The sequence below is a fragment of the Kitasatospora purpeofusca genome (assembly GCF_042691725.1).
GTDB lineage: Bacteria > Actinomycetota > Actinomycetes > Streptomycetales > Streptomycetaceae > Kitasatospora > Kitasatospora purpeofusca_B.
In genome coordinates, this window is the sequence record NZ_CP170483.1 from 6686796 (window position 1) to 6701948 (window position 15153).

At 74.0% G+C, this 15153-nt stretch carries 11 protein-coding genes; 4 read left to right on the forward strand and 7 right to left on the reverse strand.

Annotated elements, in window-relative coordinates; genetic code table 11:
* The first annotated feature begins 32 nt into the window (after positions 1–32).
* From ACFCLZ_RS28765 to ACFCLZ_RS28775, 3 genes are all read left to right on the forward strand, one after another.
* Positions 33–4625 carry a type I polyketide synthase gene (locus ACFCLZ_RS28765; protein WP_380280640.1) on the forward strand — a complete coding sequence of 1531 codons (4593 nt, stop codon included), beginning with the start codon at positions 33–35 and terminating at the stop codon, positions 4623–4625.
* Between the two features lie 167 nt (positions 4626–4792).
* Positions 4793–5275, forward strand: a complete 483-nt coding sequence (locus ACFCLZ_RS28770) for a flavin reductase family protein (protein WP_380280642.1) — start codon at positions 4793–4795, stop codon at positions 5273–5275.
* A 53-nt stretch (positions 5276–5328) separates the two neighbouring features.
* A complete protein-coding gene (locus tag ACFCLZ_RS28775) occupies positions 5329–6099 on the forward strand; it encodes a BTAD domain-containing putative transcriptional regulator (RefSeq protein ID WP_380280644.1) in 771 nt (256 codons plus the stop codon).
* A gap of 95 nt (positions 6100–6194) precedes the next feature.
* Here the strand turns inward: ACFCLZ_RS28775 and ACFCLZ_RS28780 are convergent, their stop codons facing one another.
* The 4 genes from ACFCLZ_RS28780 to ACFCLZ_RS28795 all read right to left on the reverse strand — a co-directional run bounded on the left by ACFCLZ_RS28780 (position 6195) and on the right by ACFCLZ_RS28795 (position 10981).
* The gene (locus ACFCLZ_RS28780; protein ID WP_380280645.1) at positions 6195–6383 is read right to left on the reverse strand and encodes a ferredoxin; all 189 of its coding nucleotides are present in this window, start codon (positions 6381–6383) and stop codon (positions 6195–6197) included.
* 38 nt (positions 6384–6421) lie between these two features.
* Entirely contained in the window at positions 6422–7654 is a 1233-nt protein-coding gene (locus ACFCLZ_RS28785) for a cytochrome P450 (protein WP_380280647.1), read from the reverse strand.
* Between the two features lie 173 nt (positions 7655–7827).
* Entirely contained in the window at positions 7828–9300 is a 1473-nt protein-coding gene (locus ACFCLZ_RS28790; RefSeq protein WP_380280649.1) for an FAD-dependent monooxygenase, read from the reverse strand.
* Positions 9301–9469: 169 nt separating this feature from the next.
* Positions 9470–10981, reverse strand: coding sequence for an MFS transporter (locus tag ACFCLZ_RS28795; RefSeq protein ID WP_380280651.1), 1512 nt, complete (start codon positions 10979–10981; stop codon positions 9470–9472).
* A gap of 130 nt (positions 10982–11111) precedes the next feature.
* Between ACFCLZ_RS28795 and ACFCLZ_RS28800 the strand changes: the two genes are divergently transcribed.
* Positions 11112–11735, forward strand: coding sequence for a TetR/AcrR family transcriptional regulator (locus ACFCLZ_RS28800; protein ID WP_380280653.1), 624 nt, complete (start codon positions 11112–11114; stop codon positions 11733–11735).
* Here the strand turns inward: ACFCLZ_RS28800 and ACFCLZ_RS28805 are convergent.
* Genes ACFCLZ_RS28805 through ACFCLZ_RS28815 form a run of 3 tightly spaced genes read right to left on the reverse strand, consistent with a single transcriptional unit; the run spans position 11725 to position 15123 of the window.
* Positions 11725–13215 (reverse strand): FAD-dependent monooxygenase, encoded by a 1491-nt coding sequence (locus ACFCLZ_RS28805; protein WP_380280655.1) that lies wholly within the window; start codon positions 13213–13215, stop codon positions 11725–11727. The two genes, ACFCLZ_RS28800 and ACFCLZ_RS28805, sit on opposite strands and share 11 nt — an antisense overlap.
* A gap of 46 nt (positions 13216–13261) precedes the next feature.
* Positions 13262–14353: an alpha/beta hydrolase gene (locus ACFCLZ_RS28810; RefSeq protein ID WP_380280657.1), complete on the reverse strand. Its 1092-nt coding sequence runs from the start codon at positions 14351–14353 to the stop codon at positions 13262–13264.
* The gene (locus tag ACFCLZ_RS28815) at positions 14350–15123 is read right to left on the reverse strand and encodes a 2-oxo acid dehydrogenase subunit E2 (protein ID WP_380280659.1); all 774 of its coding nucleotides are present in this window, start codon (positions 15121–15123) and stop codon (positions 14350–14352) included. Before ACFCLZ_RS28815 ends, ACFCLZ_RS28810 begins: the two co-directional genes overlap by 4 nt.
* Positions 15124–15153: the final 30 nt, after the last annotated feature.

Consider the following 15153-nt stretch of genomic DNA (forward strand, 5'->3'; position numbering starts at 1 on the left):
CCTGTTGGACGTTGCCCGGAGGGCGTTGCACGATGTCAGACAGCAAGGAAGAGAAGCTGGTCGAGTACCTCAAGTGGGTGACGGCCGATCTGCAGAAGACCCGTCAGCGGCTGGTCGAGCTGGAGTCCGGCCGGCAGGAGCCGATCGCGATCATCGGCATGGCCTGCCGGTTCCCGGGCGGGGTCCGTTCCCCGGAGGAGCTCTGGCGGCTGGTCGACGACGGCGTCGACGCGGTGGCGGGCTTCCCGGTGGACCGCGGCTGGGACCTGGAGGCGCTGTACGACGCGGACCCGGAGCGGGCCGGCACGTCGTACACCCGCCGGGGCGGGTTCCTGCACGACGCGGGCGGGTTCGACCCGGCCTTCTTCGGGATCAGCCCGCGGGAGGCGATGGCGACCGACCCGCAGCAGCGGTTGCTGCTGGAGACCGCCTGGGAGGCCTTCGAACGGGCGGGTGTCGACCCGGCGAGTCTGCGCGGCAGCCGGACCGGCGTCTTCGCGGGCGTCATGTACAGCGACTACGCGGGGCGTTTCGAGCAGGCCCCGCAGGAGTACGAGGCATTCCTCGGCAACGGCAGCGCCGGCAGTGTCGCCTCCGGGCGGGTCTCCTACACCTTCGGCCTGGAGGGGCCGGCGGTGAGCGTGGACACCGCCTGCTCCTCGTCGCTGGTGGCGATGCACCTGGCGAGCCGCTCGCTGCGGCAGGGCGAGTCGGACCTGGCGCTGGCGGGCGGTGTGGCGGTGATGTCCACGCCGGGGCTCTTCGTGGAGTTCAGTCGTCAGCGCGGGCTCTCCCCGGACGGCCGGTGCCGCTCCTTCGCGGACGCGGCGGACGGCACCGGCTTCTCGGAGGGGGCGGGGCTGCTCCTGCTGGAGCGGCTGTCGGACGCGCAGCGCAACGGCCACCCGGTGCTCGCGGTGATCCGCGGCAGCGCGGTGAACCAGGACGGCGCCTCCAACGGCCTGACCGCGCCGAACGGGCCGTCCCAGGTCCGGGTGATCCGCCAGGCGCTCGCGGACGCGGGTCTGGAGGCCGGTGAGGTGGACGCGGTCGAGGCGCACGGCACCGGCACGACGCTGGGCGACCCGATCGAGGCGCAGGCGCTGCTGGCCACCTACGGGCAGGGCCGGCCGGCGGACCGTCCGCTGCGGCTGGGGTCGATCAAGTCGAACATCGGCCACAGCCAGGCGGCGGCCGGTGCGGCGGGCGTCATCAAGATGGTGATGGCGATGCGCCACCGGACGCTGCCGAGGAGCCTGCACATCGACGCGCCGTCCGCGCAGGTGGACTGGGCGGCGGGTGCGGTGGAGCTGCTGACCGAGGCGCGGTCGTGGGAGGACGGCGGACGGCCGCGCCGGGCGGGGGTGTCCTCGTTCGGGATCAGCGGCACCAACGCCCACGTGATCGTCGAGGAGGCCCCCGCCCCGCCGGCGGCCACGGCCGCCGAACCGGCCTCGGTGCTCTCCGCCCCCGCCTGGCCGCTGTCGGCCCGCACCGAGGCGGCCCTGCGCGAGCAGGCCGAGCGGCTGGCGGAGTTCACCGCCGAGCGGGAGGACGTGACCGAGGCCGAGATCGCCCGGGCGCTGGCGGGCCGGGCCGGGTTCGACCACCGTGCGGTGGTCGTCGCGGGGGACCGCGCCCAGCGGCTGAGCGGGCTGCGGGCGCTGGCCCGGGACGGCTCGGGCCCGGGCGTCGTCACCGGACGCGGCCACGGCCGCCCGGACGGCGCGACGGCCTTCCTGTTCACCGGGCAGGGCAGCCAGCGGCTCGGGATGGGCCGCCGGCTGCACGCCGAGGAGCCCGTGTTCGCCCGGGCGCTGGAGGAGGTCGCGGAGCGGCTGGACCGGCGGCTGGAGCGTCCGCTGTTCGAGGTGCTGTTCGCCGCGCCGCGCTCGCCCGAGGCGGCGCTGCTGGACCGCACCGACTACACCCAGGCCGCGCTGTTCGCCATCGAGGTGGCCCTGTTCCGGCTGCTGGAGCACCGGGGCGTCACGCCGGACTACCTGCTCGGCCACTCGGTCGGCGAGGTGGTGGCGGCGCACGTCGCCGGGGTGCTGTCGCTGGACGACGCGGCCGTGCTGGTGGCGGCGCGCGGGCGGCTGATGCGGTCGGCCCGCGGCGACGGTTCGATGGTGGCGCTGCAGGCCTCCGAGGAGGAGACCCTGGCCCTGCTGGCCGGCTTCGAGGAGGTGGTCGCCGTCGCCGCGGTCAACGGCCCGAACGCGACGGTGATCTCCGGTGACGCCGCGGCGGTGGCCGAGGTGGCCGGCGCGTGGCGGGCCTCGGGGCACCGCACCAAGCGGCTGAAGGTCAGCCACGCGTTCCACTCGGCGCACATGGACGGGATCCTGGACGAGTTCCGCGAGGCCGTCGCGGGGCTGGAGTTCCACGAGCCGGCCATTCCGGTGGTCTCCAACCTCACCGGGGTCGCGGCCACCTCGGAGCAGTTGCGCTCGCCGGACTACTGGGCGCGGCAGATCCGCGGCACCGTGCGGTTCCTGGACGGCGTGCGCTTCCTGGAGGAGCAGGGGGTGCGGGCCTTCCTGGAGCTGGGGCCGGACGCCGTGCTGACCGCGCTGGCCCGGGACGGACTGGCGGCCGAGCCGGCCCTGCTGGCGCCGCTGCTGCGCGCCGACCGCCCGGAGCCGGCGGCGGTGCAGGGCGCCCTGGCCCAGGTGTGGGTGCGGGGCGGCGCGGTGGACTGGCGGGCCGGGGCGCCGCGGACGGCGCGCGACCTGAGCGCCGAGCTGCCGACGTACGCGTTCCAGCACCGGCGCTACTGGCTGGAGGCGCCCCGGCGGCGGGCGCGGTCCGCGGCGGCGCAGGACGAGGGCTTCTGGAGCCTGGTCGACGGCGGGGACGTCACGGGCCTCGCGGCGGCGCTGGGGCTGGACGCGGCGGGGCGGGACGCGCTCGACCGGCTGCTGCCGGCGCTGTCCGGCCGGCGGCGCAGCGCCGGCTGGTGCTACCGGGCCGGCTGGCAGCCGGTCGCCGAGAGCGGCTCGCCGCAGCCGTCGGGCGACTGGCTGCTGGTCCTGCCGGAGTCCGGCGCCGACCACCCGTGGGCGGCGGCCGCGGAGCGGGTGCTGGGCGCCGGCGGCGGCCGGACGGTGCGGGTGGTGCTGGGCCGGGCCGACGACCAGCCCGAGGCGATGCTGGAGAAGCTGGTGTCCGCGGTCGGGCGGGAGGGCGCGCAGATCGCGGGCGTGCTGTCGCTGCTCGCCCTCGACACCGCGGCGCACCCGTGGGAGGCGACCCTGCCGGGCGGGGTGCTGACCGCCCTGATGCTGGAGCACCGGATGACCGAGATGGCGCTCGACGTGCCGCTGTGGTGCGTGACCTCGGGCGCGGTGTCCGTGGCGGGCGAGGCGCCGGATCCGGAGCAGGCGCTGGTGCGCGGTGCGCTGGTGTCGGCGTACGCGGAGCCGCACCTGCGCGCGGGCGGTCAGATCGACGTGGCCGGGGTGCCGGACGGCGCGGGGGAGCGCAGGCTCGCCCGGATCCTGGCCGGGGGCTTCGGCGACGAGGACCAGCTGGCGGTCCGTCCGGACGGCACCTTCGCCCGGCGGCTGGTCCGGGCGCCGGGGGCGGACGAGGCCGGTGCGTCGGCGTGGCGGCCGGGCGGCACCGTGCTGGTCGTCGGCGAGCGGCCGGGCCCGGTGGTCCGCTGGCTGGCGGGTCTGGGCGCACGCGGGCTGCTGCTGACGGCCGACCCGGGAGCGGAGCTGCTGGCGGAGCTGGCCGGGGCGGACGTCCGGGTGACGGTCGGCTCGGGCGACTTCTCCGAGGCGGGCGCGCTGACCGCGCTGCTGGCCGAGGCGCCGCGGGACCTCCCGGTCACGGCGGTGGTGTACGCGGGTGGCGGCCGGCGCGAGGCCGACCCGGGCAACCGGAAGGGCCGGCTGGCCCGGCTCAGCCGCTCGGTGGCCGGGCTGCGCGCCCTGGAGGAGGCGACGGCGGGGCTGGACCTGGAGGTCTTCCTGCTCCTCGCCGGGACGGTCGGCCTGCTCGGCGAGCCGGGCACCGCCGGTGAGGCGGCCGGTGCGGCGTACGGGGAGGCGCTGGTGCTGCGGCGCCGGGCCGCCGGGCTGCCCGCGGCCTCGGTGGTCAGGGGTCCGTGGCCGGGCGAGGAGGACGAGGCCCCGGCGGGGCTGCGGGTGACGGCTCCCGCGCCGGTGCTGGGCCGGATCGACCCCCGGGGCGCGGTGGCCGCGCAGGTGGTGCTGGACCTCGACTGGGCCGCGCTGCCGGCGTCGGGTCCCGACCCGGTGCTGCGGGCGCTGCCGGAGGCCGGTGAGCCGCTGAAGGCGGCGGCCCCGGTCGGCGGGCCGGCGGCCGGGGGCCTGCGCGAGCGGCTGGCCGGGCTGGACCCGGCCGCCCAGGAGGAGGTGCTGGCGGAGCTGGTGCGCGGCCTGTCGGCGGAGGTGCTGGGGCACGGCGACCCGGCCGCGCTGGACGCCGAACTGCCCTTCGTCGACGCCGGGTTCTCCTCGTTCACGGCGCTCGAACTGCGCAACCGGCTCTGCGAGGAGACGGCGCTGGAGCTGCCCCCGGTGGTGGTGATGGAGCACCCGACGCCGGCCGATCTGGTCGTGTACCTGCGTGAGGAGATCGCCGCCGGCTGACGTTCCCGCAGATCAGCCGCGTTACGCGGATCACATACGTATGTAAGTAGTTTCGCAGATGTTCGAACACCTCGACTGCGCGAAGCTGGACCCAGAGGCAACGAAGCCCTGCCGGGAACGGCAGGGCTCGTTGTGTCTGCAGTCCATGCGAATCGGGGGAAACGATGATGTCTGCACCTGTGAGCGGTGATGTCTTCCGCCGCGTCTTCCGTCACCACGCGAGCGGGGTCGCCGTGGTCACCAGCCGTGGTGAGAGCCCGGCCGGTTTCACGGCGACCTCGGTGGTGTCCCTGTCCGCGGATCCACCGCTGCTCTCCTTCGGACTCAGCTGTACCGCCTCGTCCTGGCCCGCCTTCGCGGTGGCCGACCACGTGGCGGTGCACCTGCTCACCGAGGAGCAGCAGGAACTGGCCGCCACCTTCGCCCGGAGCGGGATCGACCGCTTCGCGGCGCCCACCGCGTGGCGGCCGGGACCGTACGGCGTCCCGGTGCTCGACGGCGTGCTCGCCCTCCTGGTGTGCGAGGTGGTCGACCGGGTGTCGACCGGTGACCACACCCTGGTGATCGCCGGGCCGAAGCACACCGAGTACCGCGAGGACGGCCGTCCGCTGCTGTACCACGACGGGCAGTTCCAGACCCTGTCGCGCTGAGCCGCGCACGGGGGACGAGTTCAGTTGGTTCGACGGAGAACGGGGAGTCTTCGATGCGGTACGAAATCATGGGTGGTCTGCGGGTGTGCGACGGCGAGGCCGTCTCCGTCGTCAGCGCGCGGAAGATGGAGACGCTGCTGGCGGTCCTGCTGATCCGCGCCGGCCAGGTGGTGACGGTCTCCCAGTTCACCGCCGAGCTCTGGGGCGACACCCCACCGCGGCGGGCGACCGCCGCGCTGCACGTCTACATCTCGCAGCTGCGCAAGTTCCTCGACCGGCCCGGCCGGACGGAGAACCCGATCGCCACCCGCTCGCCCGGCTACCTGCTGAGGCTCGGCCACGACACGCTGGACGTGCACGAGTTCCAGCAGCTGATGACCCGGGGCCGGGCGGCCATGAAGCGCGACCGCTACGAGGAGGCCTCGGCCGTGCTGGACGGGGCGCTGGCGCTGTGGCGCAGCCCGGTCCTCAGCGAGCTGCGGCTCGGCCCGATCGTCAACTCCTTCGCCGCCTGGGCGGAGGAGGCGCGGCTGGAGTGCATCGAGATGCGGATGGACGCGGACCTGGCGCTCGGCAGCCACCGCGAACTCGTCAGCGAGCTGTACAGCCTGACGGCGGAGCACCCGCTGCGCGAGGCGTTCCACCGGCAGCTGATGCTGGCCCTGTACCGCTCGGAGCGGCAGAGCGACGCGCTGCGGGCCTACGCCAACGCCCGGGAGACCCTCAACGACGAGCTGGGCATCGAGCCCGGCCGGGTGCTGCGCGACCTGCAGCGCTCCATCCTGCTGGACGACGGCCGGCTGGACCTGGCGCGCGCGAGCTGACCCGCCGCCCGGAGCGGCGGACGACGGAACGGCGGTGGGGTGCCCCGATCGGGGGCACCCCACCGCCGTTCCGTCGTCACGCCCTTGGACACGCCTCAGGCCACGGTGATGGCGCGCTCGGGACAGGCGCCGGCGCCGCGCCGGGCCAGGTCCTCCTGCCCGGGGGCGACGTCGAAGTCGCCCTGCTCGTTGTAGCCCTCGTCGGTGACGCGGTAGACGTCGGGCGCCAGGACGACGCACATCGAGTGCCCCTGGCAGCGCTCGCGGTCGATGCTGATCCTCATCTGGTGGCTCCGTTCCGGAACGTCGGCGGCCGGGCGGCTCACCCGAACGTGAGGTCGAGGTTGTGGACGCCGCGGGCCGGCGAGTAGTGGTGCACCGGCGTGGTGCCCGGGGTGAGGCGGTAGCTGGGGATGCGGGTGTGCCACTCCTCCAGGGCGATCTGGAGGATGCGCCGCGCGACGTGCATGCCGAGGCAGCGGTGCGGTCCGATGCCGAAGGCCAGCTGACGGGTGGACTCGCGCTCGAAGTCGACCTGGTGCGGGCACTTGAAGACCTGCGGGTCGAGCCCGGACAGGCCCCAGGAGAGCAGCACCCGGTCGCCCTTGCGCAGGGTCACGCCGTGCCGCTCGACGTCCTGGGTGACCAGCCGGCCGGTCGAGGAGACCGGGGAGTGGCGCAGCAGCTCCTCGACGATGGTGGGGATGCGCTCGGGGTTGGTGCGGATGACGTCCTGGACCTCGGGGTGCTCGGCCAGGTAGAGGAAGATCAGGCCGAGCGCCGAGGTGGTGGTGTCCAGGCTGGCGAGCATGGACACGAACAGGGCGTTGACCATCTCGTCCTGGGTGGGCCGGCGGCCGTCGTACTCGGCCTCCAGCAGCTTGCTGATGACGTCCTCGCGGCCCTCGGTGCCCTCCGCGCGGCGGCGGTCGACGGCGTCGCTGAAGAACTGCCACAGCGGCTGGTTGGCCTTGCGCAGGTCCTCGTCGGTGCGCGCGTTCGGGATGCCCACGTGGCGCAGCCAGTGCTTGTGGTCGAGCAGCGGCTGGAGGTGCTCGCGGCCGATGCCGAAGTTGATCAGGAACGCCTCGGCCGGCAGGACGGTGGCGAAGTCCTGGACGAACTCGCTGTGGCCCTTGGCGACGAGCGGCTCGACCGCGTCGGCGGCGGCCTGGCGCAGCTGCGGGGTGAAGTGGTTCACCACCCGGGGGTCGAACAGGTTGGACAGCGTCCGGCGCCACTGGCGGTGCTCTTCGCCGTCGAGCTGGATGGGGATCTGCTTCTCGGGGAAGAGCTGGCGGTGCGGGATGACCAGTTCGGCGCTGGAGAAGATCTCCGGGGTGCGGGCGGCCCACTCGATGTCCTCGTAGCGGGTCAGGATCCAGAACCCGCCGCCCTCCTCGGAGCGGACGACCGGGCCGAGCTCGCGCAGCTCGTCCCAGTACTCGACCGGGTCCTTGAGCCACGGCTGGTACAGGCTCCAGTGGCGGGCCCGCTCCTCCGGGGTGGCGGGTGCCTGCACGGCGGGTCCGCCGGTGCCGTCGACGACCGTCATGGTCGAACTCCTTCAGGTGGTGTCTCGCCGCCCGGGGGCCGGCAGGATGTCGTGCCCAGGCTCGGCGCAGCGGCTAACGGTCACCTTGCCGAGGCCTAAAGCGGCCCTGCCGGAGCGCCCGCCGGCGCCCCGGCAGGGGGTCTCGTCAGGGGGGTTCTCGTCAGGGGGTCTCGTCAGGCGCCCGCGCCGAACCAGAGGCCCAGGGCGTGGCGCAGGCCCGCCGGGTCGCCCTCGGGGGCGTCCACCCAGGCGACGTGGCCGTCGGGGCGGATCAGCAGGGCCGGGGCGTCGATCCCCTCGGCCGTGTCGGCGGTGACCAGGTCGACCCGGGCGCTCCACCCGGCGGCCGCCGACAGGTCCGCGGCGCCGCCCGAGAGGTCCAGCAGGACCCCGCGGCCGCCGCGCAGCGGTTCGGCGAGGGTGGCGTGGCCGGAGCCGGTCAGCGCGGCGCCGGGCACGGGCCGGCCGAGCAGCGGGTGCGGGGCGCGCTCCTCGCCGTCCGGGCGGGGCAGCGGGTACCCGGTGGCGGTCGGCAGCTTCAGCAGGTACTCGTTGACCGCGGGGATCCCGGCGATCTCCTCGAACATGGTGCGCAGCGGGGCGGCGCGGTGCAGCGGGTGCATCAGCGCCATCTGGGCGCGGGCGTGGCGGGTGACCTGCTCGCCGACCGGGCGGCGCTCGGCCTCGTAGCTGTCGAGCAGTCCGGCGGGGGCCCAGCCGTTGATCTCGGCGGCGAGCTTCCAGCCGAGGTTGACGGCGTCGTGGAGGCCGGTGTTCAGCCCCTGGGTGCCGGAGATGAACAGCACGTGGGCGGCGTCGCCGGCCAGCAGCACCCGGCCCTCGCGGTAGCGGTCGGCGAGCCGGGTGCGGCCGCCGAAGCGGGCGAGGAATTCGGTGCGGCGGATGTCGGGGGCCTTGCCGGTGACCCGCTCGACGGCCTCGCGCAGTTCGTCCTCGGTGACCGGGACGTCGTCGCCGGGCGGTTCGACGCCGAACTCGATGGTCATCAGGCGCAGCACGTCGGGCCGCAGCGGCAGGGCGCCGAAGACGCCCTCCTCGGTCAGGCCGCCGCTGAAGGCCTCGTGGGAGTCGGAGGCCGGTTCGACGTCGCCCAGCACGCCGCGGTAGGTCTTGCCGTCGCCGGAGAAGCCGATGCCGGCGAGCTCCCGCACGGTGCTGGACGGGCCGTCGGCGCCGACCAGGTAGGAGCCGGTGAGCTCCTGCTCGCCCTGCGGGGTCCGCACCCGTACGCGCACGCCGTCGGCGTCCTGGGTGAAGCCGACGACCTCGTGGCCGAGGCGGATGTCGGCGCCGAGCTCGCGGGCGCGCTCCTCCAGCAGCCGCTCGGTGCGCCACTGGGGGTGGGCGAAGGTGTGCTCGCGCGGGTCGACCGCGTCGACGTCGAGCCAGATGAAGGCGAAGGGGGTGCGGGGCCAGGTGAAGATGGACTCCGCGCGGATCCGGTCGCGGACGCCGCGCTGTTCGAGGATCTCCAGGGAACGGCCGTGCAGGGCCATGCCGGCGGACGCCTCGAGGCGTTCGGTGCTCTTCTCCAGGACGATCGCCTCGACGCCGGCGAGCGCCAATTCGGCGGCGAGCAGCAGGCCGGTGGGGCCGCCTCCCGCGATCAGGACCGGCTGGCTCATGCTGGGTTCCTCGATTCGACACAGGCTTCTACGGTCGTGACGATCCTGGTCGCGAGGGCTTAATGAGCCCTTAAGCAGGGACCGCCGCAACCGGAGGTGGCCGAGCCCTCCCCGGGGAAGGGGAAGGCTCGGCCTGCTTCGGTTGCGGCGGTACGTTATTGACGCTCCGTCAGCTCTTGACGGAGGCGAGCGGGGCGGCGGCGCCGGGCTTGGCGGCGGCGGGCTTGGCGGTCCTGATGACCAGCAGGGTGACCAGCGCGGCGGCCGCGCTGAACGCGGTGCCGACGGCGAGGGCGCTGGAGATGCCCTCGGAGAGGATGTGGTCGGCCTTGGCCACGGCCTCGGCGCCGGCGTCCTGGGCGGCCTGGCGGGTGGCGTCACCGAAGACGGTGATCAGGATGGCGATGCCGAGCGCGCCGCCGATCTGCTGCATCGACTGGAGCAGGCCCGCGGCCGCACCCGAGTCCTGCGGCGGGACGCCGGCCAGGATGGTGACGTTCAGCGGGACGAAGCTCAGGCCGGCGCCGACGCCGAAGAGCAGCAGCGGACCGAACAGGCCGGCGAGGTAGCTGCTGCCCTCGTCGATCTGGAAGCTCCAGACGATGCCGGCGGTGATCATCAGGTTGCCGGTCAGCATGAGCGGCTTGGGGCCGAACTTCGGCAGCAGCTTCGGGACGAAGCGGGCGGTCGAGAAGAGGCCGAGCGCCAGCGGCAGGAAGGCGAAGCCGGTCTGCAGCGGGCTGAAGTCCAGGACGTCCTGGAGGAACAGGGTGAGGAAGTAGAACATGCCGAACATGGCGGCGGAGAGCAGCAGCATGTTGCCGTAACCCGCGGTCCGGTTGCGGACGTTGAGCAGCTTCAGCGGCAGCAGCGACTGCTCGGTGCGCAGCTCGACGAGGACGAAGGCGACCAGCAGGACGACCGCGGCGGCGAAGAGGGCGAGCGCGGCGCCGTCGCTCCAGCCGTCGGAGGAGACCCGGATGAAGGCGTAGACCAGCGAGACCAGGCCGCCGGTGGCGGTGACGGCGCCGGGCAGGTCGAAGCGGCCGGCGTTGCGCGGGGGCTCCTTGATGTAGCGCGGGGCGAGCACGATGATCGCCAGGCCCACCGGGATGTTGACGAAGAACACCCAGCGCCAGGACACCCAGTCGGTCAGCACGCCGCCGAGGATCAGGCCGATCGCCGCACCCGCGCCGGAGACGGTGGAGTAGACGCTGATGGCCTTGGTGCGCGCGGCGTCCTGGAAGTTGGTGACGATCAGGGCCAGCGTGCTGGGGGCGGCGATCGCGGCGCCGACGCCCTGCACGGCGCGGGCGATGATCAGCACGGTCTCGTTGGTGGCGAGGCCGGCGCCCAGCGAGGCGGCGGTGAAGACCGCGATGCCGGCGACGAAGACCCGGCGGCGTCCCAGGATGTCACCGGCGCGGCCGCCGAGCAGCAGCAGGCCGCCGAAGGCGAGGGTGTAGGCGTTGATGACCCACGCCAGGTTGGTGTTCGAGAAGTGCAGGCTCTTCTGCAGCGACGGCAGGGCCACGTTCACGATCGTCGCGTCGACGATGACCATCAGCTGGCAGGCCAGGATGACCAGGAGGGCGATCGTCCCGCCGCGCTTGGCCTCGCCGACGCTCGCGGTGACTGGGGTTCCGGAGGTCGTGGCTGGGGAGGTCGACGAGGTCGACATGGGTGTCTCCACGGAGTGATGATGTCAGGGGACATCGATGGACCAGATAAGGAACAATGATGTTCACTATAGGGGCGCCGGGTGGGCTCCGCAATGGGAGTCCCCGGCTGACCCCGACTCAGGAGGAGTAATGGGCGCAGTAGTTGACCGCGACGTCCAACGGCCGGACACCGCAAAGGAGTCGGGGGCGGTCGAGACCCGGCGCCGGGGTGCCGTGCTGGAGAAGGCGATCTTCGACGCGGTCTTCGAGGAGCTGCGGCACGTCGGCTACGGCAAGCTCTCCATGGACGGTGTCGCCAACCGCGCCCGCACCGGCAAGGCCGGCCTCTACCGGCGTTGGTCGAGCAAGGAGACGCTGGTCCTGGACGCGCTGCGCAACGTGCTGCCGATCCCCGGCGAGCTGCCCGCCGAGGGCAACGTCCGGGACGACGTCCTGATGCTGCTGCGCTGTATGCAGACCGCCCTCAACTCGGCCCATGGCGCCGTCCTTCCGGAGGCGGCGGCCGACGTCGAGGGCGGCTGCGCCCGCACGGTGCGCGACTGCGTCATCCAGCCGTGCCGGGAGATGCTGCTGCAGGCGCTGGAGCGCGGCGTCGACCAGGGGAGCGTACGGGCCGAGGCGGTCACCCCGATGATCGTGGGCCTCGGCCCCTCGATGCTCATCGGACGGGTCGTCACCGGCGGTGTGCCGATCCCCGAGGAGTACGTCCTCTCCCTGGTCGACGATGTGCTGATGCCGCTGATCAGGCCCTGACCGCCGGCTGCGGACGGCCCTCGCCGAACCAGTGCCCGAGCGCCCCGCGCAGGCCGGGGCCGTCCGTACCGTCCGGGTCCACGAACGCCGCGTACCCGTCGGGCCGCACCAGCAGCACGCCCTGCGCAAGCCCCTCGGCCGGCCGCGCGACGACCACGTCGACCCGCTCCGCCCACGGCGCGGCGGCCGCGGCGGCCAGACCCCGGCCGGAGGTGTCCAGGACCACGCCGCGCGCGGCGTGCAGGGTCAGCGCGACGTTCGACGGGCCGTCCGGGGTCTCCAGGTCCACCAGCGGCACCCGGCGGCCGAGCAGCGGGTGCGCCCGCGCCCGCTCCTCCTCGCCGCCCGGCGCCGGGTAGCGGATGCCGAGCGCCGTCAGCACGTCCACCAGGTAGTCGCGGACCTCCTCGAACTGCAGGAGGTCGGTGAACAGGTCCCGCAGCGGCTGCACCTCGTTCAGCGGGTGCAGCAGGGCCTCCTGGGCCCGGGTGTTGAGGGTCAGCCGGGCGCCGACCGGGTGCCGCTCCTCGTGGTAGGAGTCCAGCAGGCCGGGCGGGGCCCACCCCTGGACGGCCGCCGCGAGCTTCCAGCCCAGGTTGATCGCGTCCTGCACCCCGGTGTTCAGCCCCTGCCCGCCGAACGGCAGGTGGATGTGCGCGGCGTCCCCCGCCAGGAACACCCGGCCCGCCCGGTAGCGCTCCGCAAGGCGGGTCGCACTGCCGAACCGGGACAGCAGGTGCCGCTCGCCGAGCTGCACGTCGATGCCCATCACCCGCTTCACCGCGGCCGCGAACTCCTCGGTGGTGAGCGGCAGGTCGCGGGACGGCGGGACGACGTCGAACTCCATCGTGGTGAGCCGGTGCACACCCGGCTCCATCGGGATCTGCGCGTACACCCCGCCCTGGGTGAGCCGCGGCCCGTAGGCGGTCTTGTCCGGATTGATCAGCTCGACGTCCCCGGTGATCCCGTTGACGCTGGAGGAGGTGCCCGGGAACGCGATCCCGGCGAGCTTGCGCACGGTGCTGGAACCCCCGTCGCAGCCCACCAGGTAGGCGCCCCGCAGCCGGTACTCCTGCGCGGCGGTGCGCACCTCGACGGTGACCCCGTCCTCGTCCTGGACCAGGCCGACCACCTCGTGCACCCGGCGCACGTCCGCGCCGAGCTCGATCGCGTGCTCCTCCAGGCGCTGCTCGACGTCCCGCTGCGGGACGCGCTTGGCGACCAGTTCCGGGGCGATGATGTCCTTCAGCTCCAGCAGGCCGAAGTTGTAGGTGCGGGCCTGGCCGTAGTCGTCGAACCAGTCCAGACCGCGCTGCCGGAAGCTCTCCAGCGACCGGGCCTGGAACGTCTGGGCCCGCGACCACCGCGGCGCCTCGGGGAGCTTGTCGAGGACGACGACCTCCACCCCGGCCAGGCGCAGCTCACAGGCCAGCATCAGGCCGGTGGGGCCCCCGCCGGCGATGACGACCGTACGACTCATGGTTGAACTCCTCTGGTTTCTCTGACGGTTCGTGGGCCGGTCGGCCTCAGCGCGGCGGGCCGAGGATCCGCCGGCGGGCGCCCAGCAGGAACAGCAGGACGTCGAGGAGCGCGTGCGCCACCCCGTAGCCGCCCCGCATCCGCAGCACCGACCGCACGTTCCACAGCCGGGTCTCGCCGACGTACCGGGGCGAGGCGTGGACGTCGTCGTAGGTGTGCAACCGCAGCGAGCGCAGGCCGGCCTTCAGCCGCTCGACGTCGCCGGCCGGGATGATCTCGTCGCGCAGGCTCACCGTGCACGCCACCGGCACGTCCAGCGCGGCGAGTTCCTCGTCCTTCAGCGCCCAGCCCGCCAGTTCGGTGCCCAGGTCCCCGGCCGGCACCCCGGTCAGATGGACGAGCGTGTCCACGGTCACCCGGGGCAGCGCGCGCTGCCAGTCGGCGTCCGTGAAGAAGTCGTGCACCGGCGCTCCCGCCAGCACCAGCCCGCGCAGCCGCGGGTCGCTGCCGGCCGCGCGCAGCGCCAGGTGGCCGCTGAAGCTCAGCGCCACGGCGTAGGTCTCCTCGACCCGGGCGCGGTCCGCGAGGGCGTCCAGCAGCGCGGGCAGGATCCGCCAGCTCTCGGCGTCGTAGCGCACGGTGTTCTCACCGGCGCCGGGCATCTCGGTGACCACCATCGCCATGCCCAGCCGGTCGGCCAGGGCCAGCAGCGGGGCCCACTGCTCCTTGATGCTGACGATCCCCCCGCTCACCAGCAGCAGCGGTCGCGGCGCGGTGGCGGACAGGCCGGCGGCCCAGCAGCCGACCCGGCCGCCGGGCAGGTCCACGTCGATCCGCTCGATGCCGCTCTGGGTGCGCCGCCAGCGTTCGAACAGCTCGACGCAGCGGTCCAGGGCGCGCTGCCGGGCCGGTCCGTCGACGTAGGGGAAGCGGGCCATCGCGTGGCTGCGGATCGCCTCGGGCAGCCTGCCCGCCAGCTCCAGCTCGTCGCCGTCGCGCGACCACTCGTGCACCCAGGAGCCCGGACCGTCCCCGTCGGAGGTGATCCGCTCCAGCACCCGCTCGTAGCGCTCGGCGGGGATGTTCTGCGCCTTGGCGTGCACCACGACGAACTGCTTGAGCTCGGTGACGTCGTTCATCCGGCACCCCCGGGCCGGGCCCCGGCCCCGAAGGACTCCAGGCCCTCCTTGACCTCGGTGAGGAGGTCGGCGGCCTCGGCGCCGTCGAGGATCCGGTGGTCGAAGGCGAGGCTCAGCCGCATGGTCGGCGCGATCGCCACGGCGCCGTCGCGCACCACCGGGCGGTCGGTGATCCGGCCCACGCCGAGGGTGACCGGGGTGCCGCCCACCGAGTGGAAGCCGTCCACGGCCCGGTGGCCGAGGGAGGTCACCGAGAAGGTGCCCATCCGCCGGGCCCGGTTGCCCAGCGGGCGCACCACCCGCCGGAAGGCGCTCTGCGCGATCGGGCGGGGCAGCTTGTGCAGCAGCGGCAGGCCGGCGTACTGGGGCAGCTGCTCGGGGTCGGAGTCCCGGTAGTGCTCCAGCTTGTCCTGGATCTCGTCGAGGTCCGCCCGGTCGAGGTCCGGCAGCACCGCGGAGAGCACCACCCGCTGCCCGCCCCAGGTCTTGTCCAGGGCGATCTTGGCGTGCGCCCCGGGGCTCGGCGCGACCTTCGGCAGCACGCCGCCGCGCACCGCGACGTTCGCCTGCGGATGGCGCACCAGCACCCGGGCGGCGGTGTGCAGCACGTAGCCGATCACGGAGTGGCGCCGCCCGGTCCGCTCCGCGCGGTGGTCCAGGACCCGGGCCATGTCCACCTCGGTGTCGAGGAACACCGGGGAGAAGGGGCGGATCTCCTCCAGGAAGTACAGCGTGTGCCGCCGCTGCCGCGGGACGTGGGTGCCCGTCACCTCGGCACCGCCGTTTCCCCGATGACGTTC

Bases quoted from the DNA above. Each gene is read 5' to 3' on its own strand.
- ACFCLZ_RS28765 (WP_380280640.1), top strand. From the start codon at position 33: ATGTCAGACAGCAAGGAAGAGAAGCTGGTCGAGTACCTCAAGTGGGTG.
- ACFCLZ_RS28770 (WP_380280642.1), top strand. From the start codon at position 4,793: ATGTCTGCACCTGTGAGCGGTGATGTCTTCCGCCGCGTCTTCCGTCAC.
- ACFCLZ_RS28775 (WP_380280644.1), top strand. From the start codon at position 5,329: ATGCGGTACGAAATCATGGGTGGTCTGCGGGTGTGCGACGGCGAGGCC.
- ACFCLZ_RS28780 (WP_380280645.1), bottom strand. From the start codon at position 6,383: ATGAGGATCAGCATCGACCGCGAGCGCTGCCAGGGGCACTCGATGTGC.
- ACFCLZ_RS28785 (WP_380280647.1), bottom strand. From the start codon at position 7,654: ATGACGGTCGTCGACGGCACCGGCGGACCCGCCGTGCAGGCACCCGCC.
- ACFCLZ_RS28790 (WP_380280649.1), bottom strand. From the start codon at position 9,300: ATGAGCCAGCCGGTCCTGATCGCGGGAGGCGGCCCCACCGGCCTGCTG.
- ACFCLZ_RS28795 (WP_380280651.1), bottom strand. From the start codon at position 10,981: ATGTCGACCTCGTCGACCTCCCCAGCCACGACCTCCGGAACCCCAGTC.
- ACFCLZ_RS28800 (WP_380280653.1), top strand. From the start codon at position 11,112: ATGGGCGCAGTAGTTGACCGCGACGTCCAACGGCCGGACACCGCAAAG.
- ACFCLZ_RS28805 (WP_380280655.1), bottom strand. From the start codon at position 13,215: ATGAGTCGTACGGTCGTCATCGCCGGCGGGGGCCCCACCGGCCTGATG.
- ACFCLZ_RS28810 (WP_380280657.1), bottom strand. From the start codon at position 14,353: ATGAACGACGTCACCGAGCTCAAGCAGTTCGTCGTGGTGCACGCCAAG.